Raw genomic sequence first — 21,402 nt, 5'->3', positions numbered from 1 at the left:
CATGACCGCAGCACCCCGCGTCAGCTTCGTCAGCCTCGGATGCCCGAAGGCGCTGGTCGATTCCGAACGCATCCTCACCCAGCTCCGCGCCGAAGGCTACGAGATCGCCCGCAAGCATGATGGCGCCGACCTTGTCGTCGTCAACACCTGTGGCTTCCTGGATTCGGCGCGCACGGAGTCGCTCGACGCCATCGGCACGGCGATGAAGGAAAACGGCAAGGTCATCGTCACCGGCTGCATGGGCGCCACACCGGAGCTGATCCGCGAAAAGCACCCCAATGTCTTCGCCATCACCGGCCCGCAGGCCTATGAGAGCGTGATGGCGGCCGTGCATGAGGCAGCGCCGCCGGCGCATGATCCGTTCACCGACCTGGTGCCGCCGCAGGGCGTGAAGCTGACGCCGCGCCACTATGCCTATCTGAAGATTTCCGAAGGCTGCAACAACCGCTGTACCTTCTGCATCATCCCCGACCTGCGCGGCGACCTTGTCTCGCGACCGGCGGCGGATGTGCTGCGCGAAGCGGAAAAGCTGGCGAACGCCGGGGTGAAGGAACTGCTGGTCATTTCGCAGGACACCAGCGCCTACGGCATCGATGTCAAATATGCGACGTCGGTCTGGAAAGAGCGCGAGGTGCGCGCAAAATTCCTCGACCTGTCGCAGGAACTGGGCGAGCTCGGCATCTGGGTGCGCATGCATTATGTCTACCCCTACCCGCATGTCGCCGACGTCATCCCGCTGATGGCCGAGGGCAAGATCCTTCCCTATCTCGACATTCCCTTCCAGCATGCCTCGCCGCAGGTGTTGAAGAACATGCGCCGCCCCGCCCATGGCGAAAAGGCGCTGGAGCGCATCCGTGGCTGGCGCGACGTTTGCCCGGACCTTGCCATCCGTTCGACCTTCATCGTTGGCTTCCCCGGCGAGACCGAGGAAGACTTCGAGATGCTGCTCGACTGGATCGACGAGGCCAAGATCGACCGCGCCGGCTGCTTCAAATACGAGCCGGTCAAGGGTGCGCGTTCCAACGACCTCGGCCTCGAGCAGGTGCCGGACGAGGTCAAGGAAGCGCGCTGGCATCGCTTCATGCAGCGCCAGCAGAAGATTTCGGCTGCCGCACAGGCCAAGAAAGTCGGCAAACGCCTGCCGGTCATCATCGACGAGGCCAACGGCACCACGGCCAAGGGGCGTACCAAATATGACGCGCCCGAGATCGACGGTTCGGTGCATATCCAGTCGCGGCGCCCGCTGCGCGTCGGCGACATCGTCACCGTCAAGGTCGACCGCGCCGACGCCTATGACCTATACGGCTCGGCTGTGTGATCCTTGCTGAGGTGCGCTGCGCGGCGCCCTCAACCAGACAGACGGACTGAAGAGCTGTATTGCGGCGCAGTGCCATCGCGCATGGAACAGCCTGCCTCTCGTCGGCCTCAACTGTCGAACAGCGGCGTGACTTTCGAGGCAAGCTCTGCCTCCTTGGCGCGATAGCGTTTGTAGGCCGGCCGATCGGTGGCACGGGCGATGTAGTCGACAAAAACCGGAAGGCGCGGCAGCACCTTCAGGATGTTCATGGTGAAGTCGATGCCGCCGGCGAGCTGCGTGTCAGCTGCGGTAAAACTATCGCCGACCGCATAAGGATGTTTCGAAAGCAATTTTTCGAGATTGGCGACCATGTCGTCGAACAGGCCGAACGAGAAGTCGCTACCGGCATATTCCCAACCCTTCGACCGCACTGCGATGGCGGGGTCAAACACGGAATCGCAATAGACCAGCCGCGTCATATAGGCGGCGCGGCTGGCGTTGCCAATCGCGGGTGCGAGACCCGCTTCGGGAAACGCGTCGGCCAGATAGATGCAAATCGCCGCCCGTTCGGTGACGATTATGCCGTCGTGATCGATCGCCGGCACCTTCTTGTTCGGCTGAATGGCACGGTAGCCCTCCGGAACACCGCCCGGAGCGCGAATATCGACGAGTTCAATCTCGTAGGGTTGGCTGAGTTCCTCAAGTAGCCAGAAAACGGTCGAAGCCCGTGACCAGGGCGTACAGTAGAACTTCAGCATTTCGGCCTCGCCTTCCTTCTCAGGCTGTCAAAGATAGGCGATCTTTCTACCAACCCCTCCCTGACAGCCTGTTGTCAGGAGGCTTACTGCGGCAGCTTGTCGTCCACGCCCTTGACGTAGAAGTTCATGCCAAGCAACGTCTTGTCGTCGGCCACTTCGCCGTCCTTCAGCCACGGCGTGCCGTCCTGTTTCGCGACCGGGCCGGTGAAGGGGTTCCAGCCACCGGCGATCTTCTTCTGCGTGGCTTCCGCCATCGCCTTCACGTCGTCCGCCATGTTGGTGTAGGGCGCCATGTGCACGGCACCAGCCTTGATGCCTTCCCAACGGTCTTCCGGCTTCCAGGTGCCGTCCAGCGCCTTTTCGACGCGCTCGATGTAGTACGGACCCCAGTCGTCGACGATCGCGGTCAGCTGCGACTTCGGCGCGAACTTGATCATGTCGGAGGCCTGGCCGAAACCGTGCAGGCCGCGTTCCTGCGCTACCTGCAGCGGCGCGGTGGAATCGGTGTGCTGGACGATGACGTCGGCGCCCTGGTCAAACAACGCCTTGGCGGCGTCGGCTTCCTTGCCCGGATCGAACCAGGAATTCACCCAGACGATCTTGGCCTTGAAGTTCGGGTTGACCGACTGCGCGCCGAGCATGAAGGAGTTGATGCCCATCACCACTTCCGGGATAGGGAAGGAGACGATGTAGCCAGCGACGCCGGCTTTCGATTCCTTGGCTGCGATCTGTCCGAGAATGTAACGGCCTTCGTAGAAACGGGCGTTGTAGATGCCGAGGTTCGGCGCGGTCTTGTAGCCGGTGGCGTGCTCGAACTTGATGTCGGGGAACTTGGCCGCGACCTTCACTTCTGCGTCCATGAAGCCGAACGAGGTGCCGAAGATCAGCTTGCAGCCCTGGCGTGCCAGGCGCTCGAAAGCGCGCTCGGCGTCCGGACCTTCAGCGACGTTTTCGAGATAAGCGGTCTCGACCTTGTCGCCCAGCTTCTTTTCAACTGCGAGCCGACCCTGATCGTGCTGGTAGGAATAGCCGAAGTCGCCGACCGGGCCGACATAAACCCAGCAGGCCTTCAGTTTTTCGGCGGCCTCGGCCGAGACGGCGACGGACAGCGCCGCAGCCGAAGTCATCAGGGCAATCAGTAGCTTTTTCATGATGTTACCTCTCTGGATTAACCTTGCTATGCTGGTCTTTTTCTAGGTTGTCAACGATCCGGAACGAAAGCCTGTCCGAGCGAAGCGGGCGTGTTCATCATCGTCAGGCGCTTGTTGCGCGAGATGACGACGAGGACGACGATGGTGGCAAGATACGGCAGCGACGACAGGAATTGCGAGGGGACCGGGATGCCGAACGCCTGCGCATGCAACTGGCCGATCCACACCGCGCCGAAGATATAGGCGCCGGCCAGCACCCGCCACGGCCGCCAGGACGCGAACACCACCAGCGCCAGCGCGATCCAGCCGCGGCCGGCTGTCATGTTCTCCACCCATTGCGGCGTGTAGACGAGGGAGAGGTGGCCGCCGGCGAGCCCGGCGCAGGCCCCGCCGAACATCACCGCCAGATAGCGGTAGCGGATGACCTGGATGCCCAGCGCATGGGCCGAGGTGTGGCTGTCGCCGATCGAGCGCAGGGTGAGGCCGGTGCGGGTCTTGAACAGGAACCACGACACGCCGAAGACCAGCGCGATCGAGATGTAGAAAATCGGATCCTGCCCGAACAGCAATTTGCCGACCACCGGCAGGTCGGTCAGCAGCGGAATGTTGAGATTGGGCAAGCGCTCGCCCGGCAGGCCGACGAAGCCAGTGCCGATCATGCCCGACAGGCCGAGACCAAGCAGCGTCAGCGACAGGCCGGTCGCGACCTGGTTGGTGGCAAGCGACAGCGTCATCACCGCAAACAGCAGCGAGAACAGCGCGCCGACAACAATCGCGGCCACGAGGCCGACCCAGGGCGAGCCGGTCAGATAGCCGGCGCCGAAGCCGGCGACCGCACCCATAACCATCATGCCTTCAACGCCGAGGTTCAGCACGCCGGAGCGCTCGACCACCAGTTCACCGATAGCCGCGATCAGAAGCGGCGTAGCGGCCGTGGCGATGGTCAGGAGAATGTTGACGGTGATGTCCATGTCAGTGGGCCTCTTCCAGCTTCGGCGTCGTGTCCAGCTTGGTCGCAGGGGCCAGGCCGACGAGCCGGATGCGGTAGTGGATCAGCGTGTCGCAGCCGAGAACGAAGAACAACAACATGCCCTGGAACACACGCGCCACCTTGTCGGAGAGGCCGAGCACGCTTTGGACGGCTTCGCCGCCGAGATAGGTCAATCCGAGCACAAGGCCCGCCGCGACGATGCCCAGCGGATTGAGACGACCGAGGAAAGCCACGATGATCGCGGTGAAGCCGTAACCCGGCGAAATCGACGGCTGCAATTGGCCAATCGCGCCGGACACTTCGGAAATGCCGGCAAGCCCGGCGAGAGCGCCTGACAGCATGAAGGCGAAGAACACCATGCGGTTGAAGCTGAAGCCGGCGAACCGCCCTGCCCGCGGGCTGGAGCCGAGGACGCGGATTTCAAAACCTTTCAGCAGGCGGCTCATCAAAAGCCAGACCACCACGGCGGCGACCAGCGCGAAGACAAAGCCCATATTGGCGCGGCCCGACATCGGCATCAGTTCCGGCAGAACCGCCGACGGGTTGAACTGGACGGTCTGGGGGAAGTTGAAACCCTTGGGATCGCGCCATGGCCCGCGCACCAGCCAGTCGAGGAACAGCTGCGCGACATAGACCAGCATGAGGCTGGTGAGGATTTCGTTGGTGTTGAAGCGGGTCTTGAGCAGTGCTGGGATGGCCGCGTAAGCCGCACCGCCGACCATGCCCATCAGAAGCATCAGCGGCAGCACGAACGGCCCCTGCATCTGAGGATACAGCACCGGGATGATCGAGCCGGCGATGGCGCCGAAGATGAACTGACCCTCGGCACCGATGTTCCAGATGTTGGACCGGAAACACACCGACAGGCCGACTGCGATCAGGATCAACGGCGCTGCCTTGATCGCCAGTTCGTGCAGCTGCCAGACCTCGGTGATCGGCGAGATGAAATAGGTGTAGAAGGCCGACAGCGGATTGATGCCCAACAGGGCGAACAGGATCGCGCCGGCAATCATTGTCAGGGCGAAGGCGATGAAGGGCGAAAGCGCTGAAAACAGCGCGGAACGCTGGGGACGCTTGACGAGTTCGAGGCGCATCACGCGGTCTCCAGGCTGTGTTCGGCGTGACCGGGCTCGGCGCCGCCCATCAGCAGGCCGATCCGTTCGAAAGTGGCTTCCGCGATTGGGATCGGTTTCGACAATTCGCCATTGTGCATGACGGCGATGGCGTCGGATATCTCGAACAGTTCGTCGAGGTCCTGGCTGATGACCAGCACTGCCGAGCCGCTGCGCGCCAGCTCGATCAGGGCTTGGCGGATATGGGCCGAGGCGCCGGCATCGACGCCCCATGTGGGCTGGTTGACGACCATGACCGTCGGGTTGCGATCCAGCTCGCGCCCGACGATGAATTTCTGCAGATTGCCGCCGGAAAGCGCCGCGGCTTCGGGATCGGGAGCACTCTTGCGCACGTCCATCACCTTGATGATGCGTTGCGCGGCTTCGTAGACGGAGCCGTTCTTGACCATGCCGCCGGCACCGACAAAGGCTCTGGCGTCGGTGGCGTGCCGTGAAAGCAGCAGATTTTCCGAGAGCTTCATGCGCGGCGCGGCACCATGGCCAAGGCGTTCCTCGGGAACGAAGGCCGCTCCCAGCATGCGCCTGCCGGTGATGCCGAGCAGCCCCGCATCCTTGCCGCGAATCCGCACGATATCGCTGCTCGCTTGTTGCGTCTCGCCGGACAGTGCTTCGAAGAGTTCGCCCTGGCCGTTGCCGGCGACACCGGCGATACCGAGAATCTCGCCCGCCTTGACCGAGAGCCAGATGTTCTTGAGTGGCATGGAGAACGGCCCGGCCGGCTTGCGGCTCAATCCGCAGACACTCAGCAGTTCCGGCGCATCGGCCAGCGATACCGGCGTGCGTTCAGCCGACTTGACCTCGCTGCCCACCATCATGCGGGCGAGCGACGCGGCCGTTTCCTCTCGCGGATTACAGTGGCCGACCACCTTGCCATGACGCAGCACCGTTGCACGATCGCAAAGGCGCTTCACCTCTTCCAGCCTGTGCGAAATGTAGAGGATCGATTTGCCCTCGGCGCGCAAACGTTCAAGCGTCTCGAACAGCTTGTCGGCCTCCTGCGGGGTCAGCACCGAAGTCGGCTCGTCGAGGATGATGAGTTGCGGCGCCTGCAGCAGGCAGCGGATGATCTCGATGCGCTGGCGTTCGCCGACGGACAGGTCGCCCACCAGCGAGTCCGGATCGAGCGGCAAGCCGTAAGAATAGGAAAGCGCCCTCGCCTTCGCGGCGATCGTATTGATTGGTGCGCCGTCATCCAGCGAAAGCGCGATATTTTCGGCCGCCGTCAGCGCCTCGAACAGCGAAAAATGCTGAAAAACCATGCCGATGCCGAGCTTCTTGGCAACGCTCGGACTGGTCATCCTGACGGCCTCGCCATTCCAGCGGATTTCGCCGGAATGCGGCTCCAGCGAGCCGAACAGCATTTTCACCAGCGTCGACTTGCCGGCGCCGTTCTCGCCGAGAAGCGCGTGGATTTCGCCTTTCGCGATGGTGAGGTCGACATGATCGCACGCGGTCAGCGTGCCGAATATCTTCGTCAGTCCGCGGACCTCTAACAGGTTCGCGGTGCCGTCTTGTGCACTCACAGTGCCTCCCATCCGGTTTTCCCAGATATGTTCTGTGTTCCCGCAATCATCGTAGGCAGCAGCTGCTTATTTCGGATAGCGGCACGCATATTGAAAGAGCTTCAAGAATTTCAGCAAGACACCTAGGTTCGCGCTCAAGGAATAAGCACTGTCGCTCCTGTCGTCTTGCGCCCTTCAAGATCGGCGTGGGCTCTTCCGGCGTCCTTCAAAGCATAACTCTGATTGATCTTGATCTCGACCGCGCCGGCCAGCACGACGTCGAACAACGCCCGAGCCGACGCTTCGAGATCCTCGCGCCTGGCGTTGTAGACGAACAGCGTCGGCCGGGTGGCGAAGAGCGAGCCTTTCTGCGCCAACAGCGCAATGTTGAAAGGCGGGATCGGACCTGAAGACTGGCCAAACGATACGAACGTGCCGAGCGGTCGCAAGCAATCCAGCGAAGCCGGGAACGTATCCTTGCCGACCGCGTCATAGACGACATCGCATTTGCGGCCACCGGTCAGGCGGGCAACCTCAGCAACGAAATCCTGCGTTTTGTAATCGATGACATGGTCGTAGCCATGCGCCCTGGCCAGTTCCGCCTTGTCGGGCGAGCTGGCCGTGCCGATCACCGTCGCGCCAAGGTGCTTGGCCCATTGGCCGAGGATCAGGCCGACGCCGCCGGCCGCGGCATGATAGAGAACGGTGTTACCTGGCCCCACCTTGAAGGTACGCCGCACGAGATATTCGGCGGTCATGCCCTTCAGCATCATGGCTGCGGCCTGTTCGTCCGAAATGCCGTCGGGAATTTTCACCACGCGATCAGCCGCGATCACCCGCTGTTCGGCATAGGCGCCGACGGCAACCGCATAGGCAATGCGATCTCCCACCTTGAGGCCTTCGACGCCTTCGCCCAGTTCAAGCACGACGCCGGCAGCCTCGCCGCCCGGGATCAGCGGCAGGCCGTCCGGGGCCGCGTACAATCCGTTGCGGTAATAAACGTCGATGAAATTGAGGCCGATCGCCGTGTGCCGGACTAGGATCTGGCCGGGTCCCGGACGACCGGGATCGACGTCCTCGTAAATCAGCGCTTCAGGTCCGCCATGGGCGTGAATGCGGATGGCCTTGCTCATCTTCAAGCTTTCCTGGCGCCGAGATTGGGGAAGAACTGCATAACGCCGCCGATGCAGAACAGATAGAGGCCAGTCAGGCTGATACCGATCTTCGTGAACAGGCTGACCTGTTCACCTAGAACCCCGATCTGATTGTAGAAACTGGCCAAGGCCGACTGCGCCAGCGCAAGCGCGCCGAAGGCGCACCAAAGCAGCGTAACCGTCAAATTCACCGGCCGCAGCCGCACCACCCGGACGGGGTGCAGGAAATTGATCGGCACGAAGGTGAGAATGCCGGCCGTCACTACGATGGCGAACGACACCCATTGGCCGGGCTCGATGACAAAGAGCGTGAACACAACCATGTTCCACACCACCGGGAAGCCCTTGAAGAAGTTCTCCTTCGTTTTCATGCCGGTGTCGGCGTAGTAGATCGCGCTCGACACCACGATGATCGCCGCCGAGAGGAAGGAAAGCCCCTCGCCCATGAAACCGCGCTGGTAAAGCGCGAAGGCAGGGATCAGCACGTAGGTCACGTAGTCGATGATGTTGTCGAGCAATTCGCCCGACCAGGTCGGCAGGATTTCCTTGACCTCAAGCTTGCGCGCGATCGGCCCGTCGATACCGTCGACGAACAGCGCGAGACCCAGCCACCAGAACATCGCCGTCCAGCGTTCCTCGCTTGCTGCAACCAGCGACAGGAAAGCCAGGAAGGATCCTGACGCCGTAAGCAGATGGACGGAGAACGCCCTCGCTTGCGGCCATGTCAGCTTTTTCTTCGGGCGTGGAATGCGCTCGACAATCTTTTTCGCGGTTGTTTTGTTTTTCACGGCCCCGCCAATCCAGCTTGCAGAACGCCCCGGTCCCCTTGTCGCTGGGACACTAATAGGAGGGTGGCGACCCGTACAAGCGGTATCGCATCGACCCGGCCAACGGGTCCCCGGTCAGCCGAGCGTTCTTCGATCTCGGGAAGCGGGTGGATCATGGGTTAGCAATGGGCTGAATCGCCACGTTGATCAAGCAAGTCTCACTGCACTATATGCATTGTTCACGGCTGGTCGAACCGACACCCGAAAATGTTTGATCCGCCTGCCGAACAACGGGGCGCTCACCGATGCCAGACAACACCGCCAAAGCCCCTGTTCTCGTTGCCGGTACCGGTCCAGCCGGCCTTGTCGCGGCACTCGGCTTCGCTCATGCCGGTTTTCCAGTGACGCTGGCTGGCCCCGAGGCCAATGCCGCCGACGGCCGCACCACCGCGCTGATGAACCCGGCACTCAAGGTCCTCGAACGACTGGGTGTGCTCGAAGACTTGCGGGCGGTCGCCGCGCCTTTGAAGGTGATGCGCATTGTCGATGCCACGCGCCGCCTGATCCGCAGCCCGGTCGTCACCTTTCGCGCGAGCGAGATCGATGAGGAGCAGTTCGGCCTGAATTTCCCCAACACTGTGCTCAATCCCGCGCTGGCAAAAGCGGTCGCAGTGCACCCTGGCATCGAATGGCGCAAATCGCTGGTCGAGACCTGGTCCCTCGACGCCGATGCGGCGACCGCCCGGCTCACCGATGGCACAACCGCTTCGGCTTCTCTCGCCGTTGCCGCCGACGGCCGGCTTTCGCCGGCCCGCGAGGCATCCGGCATTGCCACGTCCAAGCGCCCCTATCCGCAAGCTGCGCTGGTGCTGAACTTCACCCACCGGACCGACCACAACTTTACCTCGACCGAGTTCCACACCGAAACCGGCCCGTTCACCCAGGTGCCTCTACCCGGCAATCGTTCGAGCCTGGTCTGGGTGGTCGAACCCGAAACCGCGAAGGAGCTGGCGGCGCTTGACGACGCTTCGTTGTCGCTGCGGGTGGAAGAGCGCATGCAATCAATGCTTGGTCGCGTCACCGTCGAGCCCGGCCGGCAGATTTATCCCTTGTCTGCGGCGACACCGTTGCGCTTTGCGGCAAAGCGTATCGCGCTGGTCGGCGAAGCGGCGCATGTGTTCCCACCGATCGGCGCACAGGGGCTGAACCTTGGCATCAGGGATGTCGACGACCTCATTGGTGTTGCTTTGAAAAACTCGTCCGACCCCGGCGCGGCAAGGGCACTTGCCGCCTATGATTTCAAACGCCGGCCCGACATCCTCGCCAGGAGTGGTGCTGTCAATCTTTTGAACATGTCGCTGCTTTCTGACATGCTGCCCGCGCAGATGGCGCGCAGCGCGGGACTGAGCTTGCTCGGTGGTTTTGCGCCACTGCGCGCCTTCTTCATGCGCGAGGGCCTGCGCCCCGGCAGCGGTTTCGCCGCCATCTTTGGCGGGTTAGGGGAACAGGTCCGCCGGTAGAATGCCGTGGCGGCTCAGATAAAAACGGCCCGGTGACGGTGAATACCGGCAGGCAGGTCGTGTCGACACGCTCGCAGAAGCCCGCTGTACCCAGACCCCATTATGTCATTCACCGATCCTCCTTGTTTCAGGCTAAAGCCTAGGGATCGCGCGCAATCAGCAAAGGATTGAATTGCGGCCGATGCTGCGCCAAATAACAATGGAAAGTCGCGTGGTGAGTATCATGAAAACAGCCAGATTCTCGATCGGACAGGTGGTGCGCCATCGGCTGTTCCCGTTCCGCGGCATCATCTTCGACGTCGACCCGCAATTCGCCAACACGGAAGAATGGTATCAATCCATTCCCGCCGAGGTCAGGCCAAGCAAGGACCAACCTTTTTACCACCTGCTGGCCGAGAATTCGGAGACCGAATACATCGCCTATGTCTCGGAACAGAACCTGCTGGAAGACGATTCCGGCGACCCTGTCCGCCATCCACAGATCAAGGACATGTTCGACAAGAAGCCGGACGGCCGCTACGAGCCGAAGGGCCAATCCAGGCACTGAGGGCTCGGCCTAAAAGCAAAAAGGCTCCGGATTTCCGGAGCCTTTTTCGTATTAGATCAACAAGCAAAGCGCTTGAAACGGCTCACGCTTCCTTCTTTTGCGGCAGAACGCGCAGTTCGAGCTCGCGCAATTGTGTCAGCGTCGCCGGGCTCGGCGCGCCCATGAGCAAATCCTGCGCCTGCTGGTTCATCGGGAACAGCGAGATTTCGCGCAGGTTCTTGGCGCCGACGAGCAGCATGACGACGCGGTCGATGCCGAAGGCCGCGCCACCATGCGGCGGAGCGCCATACTGGAAGGCGCGATAGAGGCCACCGAAGCGATCCTCGACGTCCTGCTGGCTGAGGCCGACCTTCTCGAAAGCCGCCACCATGGTCTCGGGCGACTGGTTGCGGATCGAGCCCGAGGCGATCTCGAAGCCGTTGCAGACCGCGTCGTACTGGAATGCCTTGATCGTCAGCGGATCCTGGTTCTGCAACGCCTCGAGGCCACCCTGCGGCATCGAGAACGGATTGTGCGCGAAATCGACCTTCTTTTCCTCTTCGCTCCATTCGAAGAACGGGAAGTCGACGATCCAGCACAGTTCGAAACGGTCGCGGTCGACGAGGTTCAACTCTTCGCCGGCACGGGTACGCGCCTCACCGGCGAATTTGTAGAACTTGTCCGGCTCGCCGGCGACGAAGAAACAAGCATCGCCATCATCGAGGCCGAGCTGCGTACGGATCGCGTCGGTACGTTCCTCGCCGATGTTCTTGGCAAGCGGGCCGGCGCCTTCGAGCTTCTCGCCTTCCTTGCGCCAGAAGATGTAGCCGAGGCCCGGCTGGCCCTGCTGCTGGGCCCAGGCGTTCATACGGTCGCAGAAGGCGCGCGAACCGCCAGTTTTGGCAGGGATCGCCCAGACCTGAACCTTCGGGTTGGAGGCGATCATGTTTGCGAAGACCTTGAAGCCCGAGCCGGCGAAATGGTCTGTCACAGCTTCCATGACGATCGGGTTGCGCAGATCCGGCTTGTCGGAGCCGTATTTGCGGATCGCCTCGGAATAGGGAATGCGCGGCCATTCCTTGGTGACGGGCTTGCCCTCGGCAAACTCCTCGAACACCTTGGTCATCAGCGGACCCATGGTGTTCCAGACGTCTTCCTGGGTCACGAAGCTCATTTCGAGGTCGAGCTGGTAGAATTCGCCCGGCAGGCGGTCGGCGCGCGGGTCCTCGTCGCGGAAGCACGGCGCGATCTGGAAGTAGCGGTCGAAACCGGCGACCATCAGCAACTGCTTGTACTGCTGCGGTGCCTGCGGCAGCGCGTAGAAAGTGCCGGGGTGGATGCGGCTCGGCACCAGGAAGTCGCGCGCGCCTTCCGGCGAGGAAGCGGTCAGGATCGGCGTCGAATATTCGGTGAAACCGGCGCCGCCCATCTCGCGCCGCATGGCGGCGATGACCTGCGTGCGCTTGACGATGTTCTTGTGCAGCGTGTCGCGGCGCAGATCGAGGAAGCGGTACTTCAGGCGCACGTCCTCCGGATAGTCGGGCTCGCCGAACACCGGCAGCGGCAGTTCCTTCGCCGCCGACAACACTTCGATCTCGCGCGCGAAAATCTCGATCTCGCCGGTCGGCAGGTTGGGGTTGGCCGTCTCGGCCATGCGCGCCTTGACCTCGCCGTCGACGCGGATGACCCATTCGCCGCGAACGGTTTCGGCGATCTTGAAGGCCGGCGAATCCGGATCGGCAACGATCTGCGTCAGGCCGTAGTGGTCGCGCAAATCGATGAACAGCAGGCCGCCATGATCTCGCACGCGATGGACCCAGCCGGAGAGCCGGACATTCTGACCGACATCCGATTTCCTGAGGGCGGCACAGGTGTGGCTGCGGTAACGATGCATAGGTCTGCCATTCCAAGATTTCAGGAGTTCACGCGACCGGGCGACGCAATCAGCGCCAGGCCCGAAAATTGGCGCGAAAAGCGCACGCAAGCCGGCTTTTGTCAAGGTTAAGACGGCAACCGGCCGGCTTGCGCGTCAACGCCAGCAGATGTGCTTGCCCTGCGGCTTGTTCAGAACTGCTTCTTCAACCAGATCGTGGCGTGTCCGGGCGGATAGTCGTCGATACGACCGAACTCGTGAAAACCCTGGCGTTTGTAGAAGTCCGGCGCCTGGAAGGAAAAGGTCTCCAGATAGGCGCCGAGACAGCCACGCTCGCGGGCAATTTCCTCAGCCTTTCCCAGCAACTGGCTGCCCAATCCTCCCTTGCGATGGTTCGGGTTCACCCAAAGCAGGTCGACGAACATCCAGGAGTAGCCGATGTTGGCTTTTAGCCCGCCCAGAAGCGCGCCATCTTCGTCGCGCGCCAGCACCCACAATTCCTCGTGATTGTAGGGCCCGCCCCTCGCGATGTTGTATTCATCGAGCCCGTTTTCGATCGTGTCGACAATATCGTCGTCGACTCTTGCGCTGACGGTCAACGTCACCATTCGGCCACCTGTGATTTTTGCCTGGACAGAGATCGCTGGAGTCGGGTTGGGGAGACTTGTGGTGTTCCGTCTAGCAGCGATTTTTGCGATTCCGACAGGGTGATTTCGAATTAGGCGGGAAAAAGGCCTCCGGCACACCGTCATGGACAAGAATGCGCAGCTCCATGGCTTGACGAAGCCCGCCGGCAAGCGAGACAAGTTCGCATTCATCGCGCCACGAGATTTTGATGCACCTGATAACAACGCAAGAAGAATTGGATTCGGTCATCCGCGACCTCGCGAAATCCGGATTCGTAACGGTAGACACCGAGTTCATTCGCGAAACCACGTTTTGGCCGGTGTTGTGCCTCATCCAGATGGCGGCGCCCGGCGTCACCGCGTTGATCGACCCGTTGGCACCTGGCCTCAACCTGAAGCCATTCTTCGAACTGATGGCCAATGAGCGCGTGACCAAGGTCTTTCACGCCGCGCGCCAGGACATCGAAATCATCGTCCATCTCGGCGACCTAATCCCGCATCCGGTTTTCGACACGCAGGTGGCGGCGATGGTCTGCGGTTTCGGCGACAGCGTCTCCTACGATCAGCTCGTACAGAAGATCACCGGTGCGCGGCTCGACAAGTCGTCGCGCTTCACCGACTGGCGCCATAGGCCGTTGTCCGACAAACAGCTCGACTATGCGCTCGCCGACGTCACCCACCTGATCGACGTCTACAAACATCTTATCGACCAGCTCGCGCGCGAAGACCGCGCCCACTGGCTGAACGAGGAGATGGAGGTGCTCACCTCGCGCGAAACATACGACCCGCATCCCGAGGACGCCTGGAAGCGGCTGAAGATGCGTTTGCGCAAACCGCAGGAACTGGCTGTGGTGCAGGTGGTCGCGGCGTGGCGCGAACGCGAAGCGCGCGAACGCGACGTGCCGCGCGGGCGCGTGCTGAAAGACGATGCCATCTATGAGATCGCCCAGCAGGCGCCGCGCGATGTCACCGCGCTCGCCCGCCTGCGCACCACGCCGAAAGGCTGGGAACGGTCGGCCACCGCGGCTTCCCTGCTGGAGGCGGTGAACAGCGCTCTGGCCTTGCCAAAGGAAGAGATGCCGAAGTTGCCGAAGACCTTTCAGCCGCCGGAAGGCACCAGTGCCGCCTCCGAATTGCTGAAGGTCCTGCTCAAGATCATCGCGGAGAAACAGGGCGTCGCCGCCAAGGTCCTGGCCACCAGCGACGACATCGACCGTATCGCCGCCGAGGGCGAGAATGCCGACGTTCCCGCGCTGCAGGGCTGGCGGCGCGCCGTGTTCGGCGATGCCGCGCTCAAGCTGGTGCGCGGCGAAATCGGCATCAAGTTCGAGAAGCGCAAGATCGCGGTCTTCGACCTGAAATCCTGATCCCGGTCAATCGGGCGAGAGGATGGCCCCTCGCCCGCTCAAGAGTCCGTGCGCGGTCAGGCGCCGCCGTGATAGTTGGGGCTCTCGCGCGTGATCGTCACGTCATGCGCATGACTTTCGCGTAGCCCGGCGTTCGAAATGCGCACGAAAGTGGCCCGTTCGCGGAAATCCGTCAGGTCGCGGGCGCCGACATAACCCATCGCCGCCTTCAAGCCACCGGCCAGCTGGTGCAGCACGCCGGCCACGGGGCCCTTATAGGGCACCTGCCCCTCGATGCCTTCCGGAACAAGCTTCAAGGTGTCGCGAACTTCCGCCTGGAAGTAGCGATCCGCCGAACCGCGCGCCATGGCGCCGACCGACCCCATGCCGCGATAGGCTTTGAACGAGCGGCCCTGATGCAGATAGACTTCGCCCGGGCTCTCGTCGGTGCCGGCAAGCAGCGAGCCGATCATCGCGGCGCTCGCGCCGGCGGCCAGCGCCTTGGCCAGATCACCCGAATATTTGATGCCGCCGTCGGCGATCACCGAGATGCCGGATTTCTGCGCGGTCTCGACCGCCGACATGATCGCCGAAAGCTGCGGCACGCCGACGCCGGCGACGATACGGGTGGTGCAGATGGAGCCCGGGCCGATGCCAACCTTGACGCCGTCGGCGCCGGCGTCGATCAGCGCCTGGGTGCCAGCGGCGGTGGCGACATTGCCAGCGATGATGCGCACGGAGTTGGACAATTTCTTGGCCCGCGCCACCGCATCCAGCACGCGCTGCGAATGGCCGTGCGCGGTGTCGATGACCAGCAGGTCGACGCCCGCGTCGATCAGACGCTCCGCCCGCTCGAAGCCGTCGTCGCCGACGCTGGTCGCGGCCGCGGCGCGCAAGCGGCCCTGAGCATCCTTGGTGGCGTGCGGGTTGAGCTGCGACTTCTCGATGTCCTTGACGGTGATGAGCCCGACGCAATTGCCATTCTTGTCCACTACCAGCAGCTTCTCGATGCGGTGTTGGTGCAGCAGGCGCTTGGCTTCTTCCTGGTCGACGTTTTCCTTGACCGTGATCAGGTTCTCGCGCGTCATCAGCTCGTAGACTTTTTGCGCGGGATTGGAGGCGAAACGCACGTCGCGGTTGGTCAGGATGCCGACGAGACGGCCGGTGATCTGGCCACCGCTCCCGCCGTTCTCGACAACCGGAATGCCGGAAATGCCATAGTGGCGCATCAGCCCCAGCGCATCGGCCAGCGTCGCGTCGGGCCCGATCGTGACCGGGTTCACCACCATGCCCGATTCGAATTTCTTGACCTGACGAACCTGCTCGGCCTGTTCGGCCGGCGTGAAATTGCGGTGGATGACGCCGATGCCGCCGGCCTGTGCCATGGCGATGGCCAGCCGGGCCTCCGTGACCGTATCCATGGCGGCCGAAATGATCGGCACGTTGAGATCGATGTCGTTGGCGATGCGTGTGCGGATGTCGGTCTCGCCGGGCATCACTTCGGAATGGCCCGGCTGCAGCAGGACGTCGTCGAAGGTCAGCGCCAAAGCGCCGGTGGCGGTTTCGATGATTTTTGCCATTGCCGATCCTTGCTTAAAAACGAAACGGGCGCTGACCCGGATGGGTGCGCCGACTCGATATTCCCTTTCAGGATTGGCGGTGGCTGGTAACACGTCTGTTTGCCAATGGAAAGCGCGCAACGTCACCATGCCGCCGTTTCAACAGCCGGCGGGTGGACGGACGCCACGGGTGATTGCCGGTTGCAATGCCGGCGCGGTCGCACAAAAGTGACCGAACGAGGCAGGACGCCTGCGCGTTGCCATGATAACGGCCTCGGCCTTGTCGCTCATACCCGTCTACCCCGAGGTTCGGACGTCTCGTGAACAGAATCATCCCGCTCGTGCTGGCCGTCGCGCTTTTCATGGAGAACATGGATTCGACGGTGATCGCTACCTCGCTGCCAGCGATCGCGGCCGACATCCAGACGAGCCCGATCGCGCTGAAGCTGGCATTGACCGCCTATCTGGTGGCGCTCGCTGTTTTCATCCCAATCAGCGGCTGGATGGCGGATCGCTTCGGCGCAAGAAACGTGTTCCGCGCCGCCATCGGTGTCTTCATCCTGGGTTCGGTCGCCTGCGCGATGGCGAATTCCCTGGAATTCTTCGTGCTCGCCCGTTTCTTCCAGGGCATGGGCGGTGCGATGATGACGCCGGTCGGACGTCTCGTGCTGGTACGGTCGACCCCCAAAAGCGATCTGGTGGCGGCGATGTCGTGGTTGACCATTCCGGCTCTGGTCGGCCCACTCGTCGGCCCTCCGGTCGGCGGTTTCATCACCACCTATTTCTCCTGGCACTGGATTTTCCTGATCAATGTTCCGATCGGCATCATCGGCATAGTGCTGGCGACGCGCTATCTGCCGGAAACACCGTCCGCCGAGACACCACCCCTCGATTATACGGGCTTTGTCCTGTCGGGTATCGCCGCTTCGGGCATCGTCTTCGGCCTTTCGGTGGTTAGCCTGCCGGCATTACCGCCGGCCGTCGGTTTGATCACCGTGATTGTCGGTGTCGTCTGCGGCATTCTTTACCTGCGCCACGCCCGTCACGCGAAAAACCCGCTGCTGGCGTTGGAGCTGTTCCGCAACCAGGCTTTCCGCGCTTCGGTTCTCGGCGGCGGCCTGTTCCGCATCGGTATCGGCGCTGTGCCGTTCCTGCTGCCGCTGATGTTCCAGATCGGCTTCGGCCTGACGCCGTTCCAGTCCGGCATGATTACTTTCGTGTCGGCGCTCGGCGCTATCGGCATGAAATTCGTCACCGCCTGGCTTTTCCGTGTCGCCGGTTTCCGGCGCGTGCTGATCTGGGGCTCATTGCTGGCCGCCATTTCGATCGCGGTCTACGGTCTTTTCACACCGACCACGCCCTATCCGCTCATCCTGGCAGTGCTGCTGGTCGGCGGCTTCATCCGCTCAATGTTCTTCACTGGCGTCAATGCATTGGCCTTCGCCGAGATTCCCGCCGAAGAGACCTCCAAGGCGACACCAATCACGGCTGTGGCCCAGCAGCTCAACATCGCTTTGGGCGTGGCGCTGGCCGGCGGCATATTGGAGGTTTCAACCAAGGTTCACGGCGGCCCGCTGATGTTGAGCGATTTCCACGTCGCGTTCTTCATCGTTGCCGCAGTAGCGGCCCTTGCCGCCCTGTCCTTCATACGTCTGTCCCCTGAAGCCGGCAATGCCGTTTCAGGCTACAAGGCGCGACCGGCCAAGCCGCTGGAGAACCCTGCCCCGTCCAGTTGAGCTGGCCTTGCCGTCAGTCCCCGGCCGGCGCGCGTCCCTTGAAGTCCTTGGCCAGCAGATAGAGCTCGACCGATTCGTCGCGCGACGCGGGTGGCTTGACATGGTGAACCGAGCGGAACGAGCGCTTGAGCATATCGAGAAGATCGCCCTCGGTGCCGCCCTGAAAAGTCTTCGTCAGAAAATGCCCGCCGGGCTTGAGCACGGACACGGCGAAATCGGCAGCCACCTCGCACAGATGCATGGTGCGTATGTGATCGGTGCGGCGATGGCCGGTGGTGGGGGCCGCCATGTCGGACAAGACGATATCCGGCTCGCCGCCGAGCGCTTCGACCAGGCGTGCCGGCGCCTGTTCATCGAGGAAATCCATCTGCAGGATGGCGGCTCCCGGAACGGCATCCATCTCTAGATAATCGATGCCGACGACATGCGGCGTGGCCTCGCTCGATTTGGTGCGCACGGCCGCCACCTGGCACCAGCCGCCGGGTGCGGCGCCAAGGTCGATCACCTTTTGGCCCGGCTTCAGCAGATGATGCTTGTCGTCGATCTCGATCAGCTTGTAGGCGGCGCGCGAGCGGTAGCCGTCCGCCTTGGAGCGCTGGACATAAGGATCGTTGAGGTGCCGCTCGAGCCATCGGCGCGAGGATTCCTTCAGGCCGCGCTTTTTCTTCACCTTGGTGCGTAGCACGCGGGTGTTGCCGGCGGTCGTATCTTTCTTTTTAGTCATCGCCGGCCCTCGCTATTCCAGGAACCGCGCGCGTTGCGGTCGTCCGCCATCAATTCGCTCAATATGCCTTCGCGCAAGCCCCTGTCGGCGACGCGCAGCCGCTCGGAGGGCCAGACGGCGCGGATCGCCTCGAGGATGGCGCAGCCGGCAAGCACCAGGTCGGCACGGTCGGCGCCGATGCAAGGATTGGCGACACGCTGCTGGAAATCCCATCCCAAAAGCTTCTCCACCATGCGGTCGACATTTTCGCGGCCCATCCACAGGCCATCGACGCGGCGCCGGTCATAACGCTCGAGATCGAGATGGACACCGGCCAGCGTCGTCACCGTGCCGGAGGTGCCAAGCAGGTGGAAATGCGGACCTGCGAGCAGATGGTTGAGCCGGTGACGTCCTTCGAAGGCGGACAGCCGTTGCGCGACATCGTCGACCATGGCGTCAAAGCTTTCGCGCGTCACCGTCCGCCCACCGAATCGCTCCGCCAGCGAAACAACGCCGACAGGCAGCGACGTCCACGAGACGATGTGACTCGCCAGGCGCGACGACCGGCGCGTGGTGAGGTCGATCAGCGCGATTTCGGATGAACCACCGCCGATATCGAACAGAACCACACCCTTGGTGTCGCGCTCGATCAGCGAGCCGCAGCCCGAAACCGCCAGCCGTGCTTCCGTCTCACGATCGATGATTTCCAGCTTCAGCCCCGCCTCGCGCTCGACCCGTTCGAGGAATTCGGCGCCGTTGGCGGCGGCGCGGCAGGCTTCGGTGGCGATCAGCCGTGCGCGCGCCACCTTGCGGATCCGCAGTTTCTCCGCGCAGACCTTCAGCGCCTCGATGGCGCGGTTCATGGCCGCATCGCCCAACCGCCCGCTGGCCGAAAGTCCCTCGCCCAGGCGCACGATGCGCGAGAACGCGTCGATCACCCGGAACTGACCGTGCCTGCCCGGCACCGCCACCAGCAGGCGGCAATTGTTGGTGCCGAGATCGAGCGCGGCAAAGACCGGCAACTCGAAGGCAGCCGGACGCGAGCGATCGGGCGCCCTGGAATTTTCGACGGGCGCGATCGACGGCGCCTGCGCCGGAACTGCGTTGCGCCCAGGCGCAGGCGTGGGATCGGCGGACGCGCCGGTGCCCCCGACCCCGTCGACCGGCGCATAGACCTTGCGGCCGCGACGACGTTTGCGGCGCTTGCGTCCCTTGGCGCGGGGTTGATGGTCCGGGGCGTGCGCATCTTGTCGCGCCACGCTCTCACTGTCCGGCGCACGGCTGGCGGCCGGGGCTTTAGGGCCGCGCGATGCCGAAATCCCCTCCGACACGCCGCCCCCCGGCGCTTTGGCGCCGGCGTCGCGGTCTTCCACTGGCTATTTCCTTCCAGTGCCGCGCGAACCGGTTGCCCGGACGCCGCTGGCACGAATATTTCGTAAGTTGGCGCCAGACTAGCAGCGCCGGGCCCGATCACCAAGAGCCATGCGAAAATTGTAGGCTGCCGCAACGGCGCTAAACGCATCGCCGTAAACGCGCCACAACTGTTGAATAGCCGGCTTCGATCGGGCATTTCTGGGTCCAGCGGGTCAATTCGGGCGGGATAGCCACTCGACCGAACCTGCGCGGGGCATCGAATCGTGATGAATTGGGGTTGCTGATGGCCGTAGCTGCATGAATGTGAAACGTTTTTTCTGGCCTGCCGTCGGTCTGGCCGCCGTCGCCTTCTCGCTGTGGGTCCTGTTCAAGGAACTGCGCGGCATTTCTCTCGACGATGTGTGGACAAGTCTCGCCACCATTCGCTGGAACCACTGGCTGCTCGCCGCGCTGAGTTCGATCGTCGCCTACGCAGCGCTTGCCGGCTATGATCACATCGCGCTGCTGCATCTTCGCAAGCGCGTATCGTGGCTGTTCGTGACGCTGTGTTCCTTCACCACCTACGCGCTGTCGCACAACATCGGCGGTTCGGTCTTTTCCGGAGCAGTCATCCGCTATCGTGCCTACGGGACGAAAGGGCTTTCCGGACAAGACGTCGGCGTTCTGGTGGCGGTCTGCTGGATCACCTTCGTTCTGTCCTCGATCCTTTTGGGCGGCATCGTGCTCATTCTGATCCCGGACCTGTTCGAGCGATTTTCCGACATCCGCTCCTTCACCGAGTTTGGCTATGGGGGGCTGTCGGCGGGCGCCGGCGTCGTGATGATTCTCATCGTCGCCGCCTACGCCTTCGGCAGCTGGCTGCATTTGAAGCCGCTCAAGATCGGTTCCTTCGAAATCCACTACCCGCGGCTGCCGATCGTCGCCCGCCAGTTCATCATCGGGCCGATCGAGATCCTATCGGCCGGCGCGATCCTCTATTTCGCCCTGCCCGTGGAAAACAACCCAGGCTATCTCGTGGTTTTCGGTATCTTCCTCGTCGCCTTTTCGCTGGCGCAGATATCGCATGCGCCCGGCGGGCTCGGCGTGTTCGAGGTCGTCTTCCTGGCGGGCCTGCAGCATATGGACCAGGCCGGCGTGATCGCGGCACTTCTGGTGTTCCGGATGTTCTACCTGATCATCCCGCTCATCCTGGCGCTGATCGTGGTTCTGGTGTTCGAGCGTTCGCAGTTCGGCCGCGCGGCAAATTGAAACGCAGTCGAGGCTTGACTATTTTGGAAGCGCGGCTACAAGGCAGCGCAGAAACGGGCAGCGGCACACCGAACCGCTCGCGAAAGAGCAAGAATTCTCTTTCACCGCTCTGGCCAAAGCATTGAACAAAAATGCTTA

19 protein-coding genes are annotated in these 21,402 nt (G+C 62.6%); 7 read left to right on the top strand and 12 right to left on the bottom strand.

Annotation, left to right across the window (positions count from 1 at the left end; genetic code table 11):
- Position 1: 1 nt before the first annotated feature.
- Complete coding sequence (rimO, locus tag QFZ88_RS00520; RefSeq protein ID WP_024924010.1) at positions 2-1,318, top strand: 30S ribosomal protein S12 methylthiotransferase RimO; 1,317 nt, start codon at positions 2-4, stop codon at positions 1,316-1,318.
- A gap of 107 nt (positions 1,319-1,425) precedes the next feature.
- On the opposite strand, the gene QFZ88_RS00515 is transcribed toward rimO, so the two are convergent.
- From QFZ88_RS00515 to pcsA, 7 genes are all read right to left on the bottom strand, one after another.
- Entirely contained in the window at positions 1,426-2,055 is a 630-nt protein-coding gene (locus QFZ88_RS00515) for a glutathione S-transferase family protein (protein ID WP_024924009.1), read from the bottom strand.
- Positions 2,056-2,138: 83 nt separating this feature from the next.
- Positions 2,139-3,206, bottom strand: a complete 1,068-nt coding sequence (locus QFZ88_RS00510; protein WP_024924008.1) for a BMP family ABC transporter substrate-binding protein — start codon at positions 3,204-3,206, stop codon at positions 2,139-2,141.
- Between the two features lie 50 nt (positions 3,207-3,256).
- The gene (locus QFZ88_RS00505) at positions 3,257-4,177 is read right to left on the bottom strand and encodes an ABC transporter permease (RefSeq protein WP_024924007.1); all 921 of its coding nucleotides are present in this window, start codon (positions 4,175-4,177) and stop codon (positions 3,257-3,259) included.
- A gap of 1 nt (position 4,178) precedes the next feature.
- Entirely contained in the window at positions 4,179-5,294 is a 1,116-nt protein-coding gene (locus tag QFZ88_RS00500; protein WP_024924006.1) for an ABC transporter permease, read from the bottom strand.
- Positions 5,291-6,865 carry an ABC transporter ATP-binding protein gene (locus tag QFZ88_RS00495; RefSeq protein WP_036255255.1) on the bottom strand — a complete coding sequence of 525 codons (1,575 nt, stop codon included), beginning with the start codon at positions 6,863-6,865 and terminating at the stop codon, positions 5,291-5,293. The genes QFZ88_RS00500 and QFZ88_RS00495 overlap by 4 nt, the downstream gene beginning before the upstream one ends.
- A 122-nt stretch (positions 6,866-6,987) precedes the next feature.
- A complete protein-coding gene (locus QFZ88_RS00490; RefSeq protein ID WP_024924004.1) occupies positions 6,988-7,965 on the bottom strand; it encodes a quinone oxidoreductase family protein in 978 nt (325 codons plus the stop codon).
- 2 nt (positions 7,966-7,967) lie between these two features.
- Positions 7,968-8,774, bottom strand: coding sequence for a phosphatidylcholine synthase (pcsA, locus tag QFZ88_RS00485; protein WP_024924003.1), 807 nt, complete (start codon positions 8,772-8,774; stop codon positions 7,968-7,970).
- A 284-nt stretch (positions 8,775-9,058) separates the two neighbouring features.
- Here pcsA and QFZ88_RS00480 point away from each other — a divergent pair, with 284 nt between their 5' ends.
- Together QFZ88_RS00480 and hspQ are read left to right on the top strand one after the other, a co-directional pair.
- On the top strand, positions 9,059-10,273 hold the full coding sequence (locus tag QFZ88_RS00480) for a UbiH/UbiF family hydroxylase (RefSeq protein WP_024924002.1): 1,215 nt from the start codon (positions 9,059-9,061) through the stop codon (positions 10,271-10,273).
- Positions 10,274-10,496: 223 nt separating this feature from the next.
- Positions 10,497-10,820 carry a heat shock protein HspQ gene (gene hspQ, locus QFZ88_RS00475; protein WP_024924001.1) on the top strand — a complete coding sequence of 108 codons (324 nt, stop codon included), beginning with the start codon at positions 10,497-10,499 and terminating at the stop codon, positions 10,818-10,820.
- An 82-nt stretch (positions 10,821-10,902) separates the two neighbouring features.
- Here the strand turns inward: hspQ and aspS are convergent, their stop codons facing one another.
- Both aspS and QFZ88_RS00465 read right to left on the bottom strand, forming a co-directional pair.
- Entirely contained in the window at positions 10,903-12,693 is a 1,791-nt protein-coding gene (gene aspS, locus QFZ88_RS00470) for an aspartate--tRNA ligase (protein WP_024924000.1), read from the bottom strand.
- A 170-nt stretch (positions 12,694-12,863) separates the two neighbouring features.
- Positions 12,864-13,280 (bottom strand): GNAT family N-acetyltransferase, encoded by a 417-nt coding sequence (locus tag QFZ88_RS00465; protein ID WP_024923999.1) that lies wholly within the window; start codon positions 13,278-13,280, stop codon positions 12,864-12,866.
- A 227-nt stretch (positions 13,281-13,507) separates the two neighbouring features.
- Between QFZ88_RS00465 and rnd the strand changes: the two genes are divergently transcribed.
- Positions 13,508-14,665: a ribonuclease D gene (rnd, locus tag QFZ88_RS00460; protein ID WP_024923998.1), complete on the top strand. Its 1,158-nt coding sequence runs from the start codon at positions 13,508-13,510 to the stop codon at positions 14,663-14,665.
- Positions 14,666-14,721: 56 nt separating this feature from the next.
- Here rnd and guaB read toward each other — a convergent pair whose 3' ends face one another.
- Positions 14,722-16,224: an IMP dehydrogenase gene (guaB, locus tag QFZ88_RS00455; protein WP_024923997.1), complete on the bottom strand. Its 1,503-nt coding sequence runs from the start codon at positions 16,222-16,224 to the stop codon at positions 14,722-14,724.
- On the opposite strand from guaB, the gene QFZ88_RS00450 reads away from it, so the two are divergent.
- A complete protein-coding gene (locus QFZ88_RS00450; RefSeq protein WP_137901217.1) occupies positions 16,211-16,435 on the top strand; it encodes a hypothetical protein in 225 nt (74 codons plus the stop codon). The genes guaB and QFZ88_RS00450 overlap by 14 nt on opposite strands.
- Before the next feature lie 88 nt (positions 16,436-16,523).
- The gene (locus tag QFZ88_RS00445; protein ID WP_024923996.1) at positions 16,524-17,939 is read left to right on the top strand and encodes a DHA2 family efflux MFS transporter permease subunit; all 1,416 of its coding nucleotides are present in this window, start codon (positions 16,524-16,526) and stop codon (positions 17,937-17,939) included.
- A gap of 13 nt (positions 17,940-17,952) precedes the next feature.
- Here the strand turns inward: QFZ88_RS00445 and QFZ88_RS00440 are convergent, their stop codons facing one another.
- Positions 17,953-18,663: an RlmE family RNA methyltransferase gene (locus QFZ88_RS00440; RefSeq protein WP_024923995.1), complete on the bottom strand. Its 711-nt coding sequence runs from the start codon at positions 18,661-18,663 to the stop codon at positions 17,953-17,955.
- A complete protein-coding gene (locus tag QFZ88_RS00435) occupies positions 18,660-20,015 on the bottom strand; it encodes a Ppx/GppA phosphatase family protein (RefSeq protein ID WP_024923994.1) in 1,356 nt (451 codons plus the stop codon). The genes QFZ88_RS00440 and QFZ88_RS00435 overlap by 4 nt, the downstream gene beginning before the upstream one ends.
- A 298-nt stretch (positions 20,016-20,313) precedes the next feature.
- Between QFZ88_RS00435 and QFZ88_RS00430 the strand changes: the two genes are divergently transcribed.
- On the top strand, positions 20,314-21,264 hold the full coding sequence (locus QFZ88_RS00430) for a lysylphosphatidylglycerol synthase domain-containing protein (RefSeq protein WP_024923993.1): 951 nt from the start codon (positions 20,314-20,316) through the stop codon (positions 21,262-21,264).
- Positions 21,265-21,402 lie beyond the last annotated feature (138 nt).

Origin of the sequence: Mesorhizobium sp. YL-MeA3-2017, from assembly GCF_030814575.1 — a bacterium.
Lineage (GTDB): Bacteria > Pseudomonadota > Alphaproteobacteria > Rhizobiales > Rhizobiaceae > Mesorhizobium > Mesorhizobium terrae.
This window is presented reverse-complemented; position numbering and strand designations above follow the sequence as displayed.

Excerpts from the sequence above, each read along its gene's own strand:
- rimO (WP_024924010.1), top strand. The coding sequence starts at position 2 with ATGACCGCAGCACCCCGCGTCAGCTTCGTCAGCCTCGGATGCCCGAAG.
- QFZ88_RS00515 (WP_024924009.1), bottom strand. The coding sequence starts at position 2,055 with ATGCTGAAGTTCTACTGTACGCCCTGGTCACGGGCTTCGACCGTTTTC.
- QFZ88_RS00510 (WP_024924008.1), bottom strand. The coding sequence starts at position 3,206 with ATGAAAAAGCTACTGATTGCCCTGATGACTTCGGCTGCGGCGCTGTCC.
- QFZ88_RS00505 (WP_024924007.1), bottom strand. The coding sequence starts at position 4,177 with ATGGACATCACCGTCAACATTCTCCTGACCATCGCCACGGCCGCTACG.
- QFZ88_RS00495 (WP_036255255.1), bottom strand. The coding sequence starts at position 6,865 with ATGGGAGGCACTGTGAGTGCACAAGACGGCACCGCGAACCTGTTAGAG.
- QFZ88_RS00490 (WP_024924004.1), bottom strand. The coding sequence starts at position 7,965 with ATGAGCAAGGCCATCCGCATTCACGCCCATGGCGGACCTGAAGCGCTG.
- QFZ88_RS00480 (WP_024924002.1), top strand. The coding sequence starts at position 9,059 with ATGCCAGACAACACCGCCAAAGCCCCTGTTCTCGTTGCCGGTACCGGT.
- hspQ (WP_024924001.1), top strand. The coding sequence starts at position 10,497 with ATGAAAACAGCCAGATTCTCGATCGGACAGGTGGTGCGCCATCGGCTG.
- aspS (WP_024924000.1), bottom strand. The coding sequence starts at position 12,693 with ATGCATCGTTACCGCAGCCACACCTGTGCCGCCCTCAGGAAATCGGAT.
- QFZ88_RS00465 (WP_024923999.1), bottom strand. The coding sequence starts at position 13,280 with ATGGTGACGTTGACCGTCAGCGCAAGAGTCGACGACGATATTGTCGAC.
- rnd (WP_024923998.1), top strand. The coding sequence starts at position 13,508 with ATGCACCTGATAACAACGCAAGAAGAATTGGATTCGGTCATCCGCGAC.
- QFZ88_RS00450 (WP_137901217.1), top strand. The coding sequence starts at position 16,211 with ATGATTTTTGCCATTGCCGATCCTTGCTTAAAAACGAAACGGGCGCTG.
- guaB (WP_024923997.1), bottom strand. The coding sequence starts at position 16,224 with ATGGCAAAAATCATCGAAACCGCCACCGGCGCTTTGGCGCTGACCTTC.
- QFZ88_RS00440 (WP_024923995.1), bottom strand. The coding sequence starts at position 18,663 with ATGACTAAAAAGAAAGATACGACCGCCGGCAACACCCGCGTGCTACGC.
- QFZ88_RS00430 (WP_024923993.1), top strand. The coding sequence starts at position 20,314 with ATGAATGTGAAACGTTTTTTCTGGCCTGCCGTCGGTCTGGCCGCCGTC.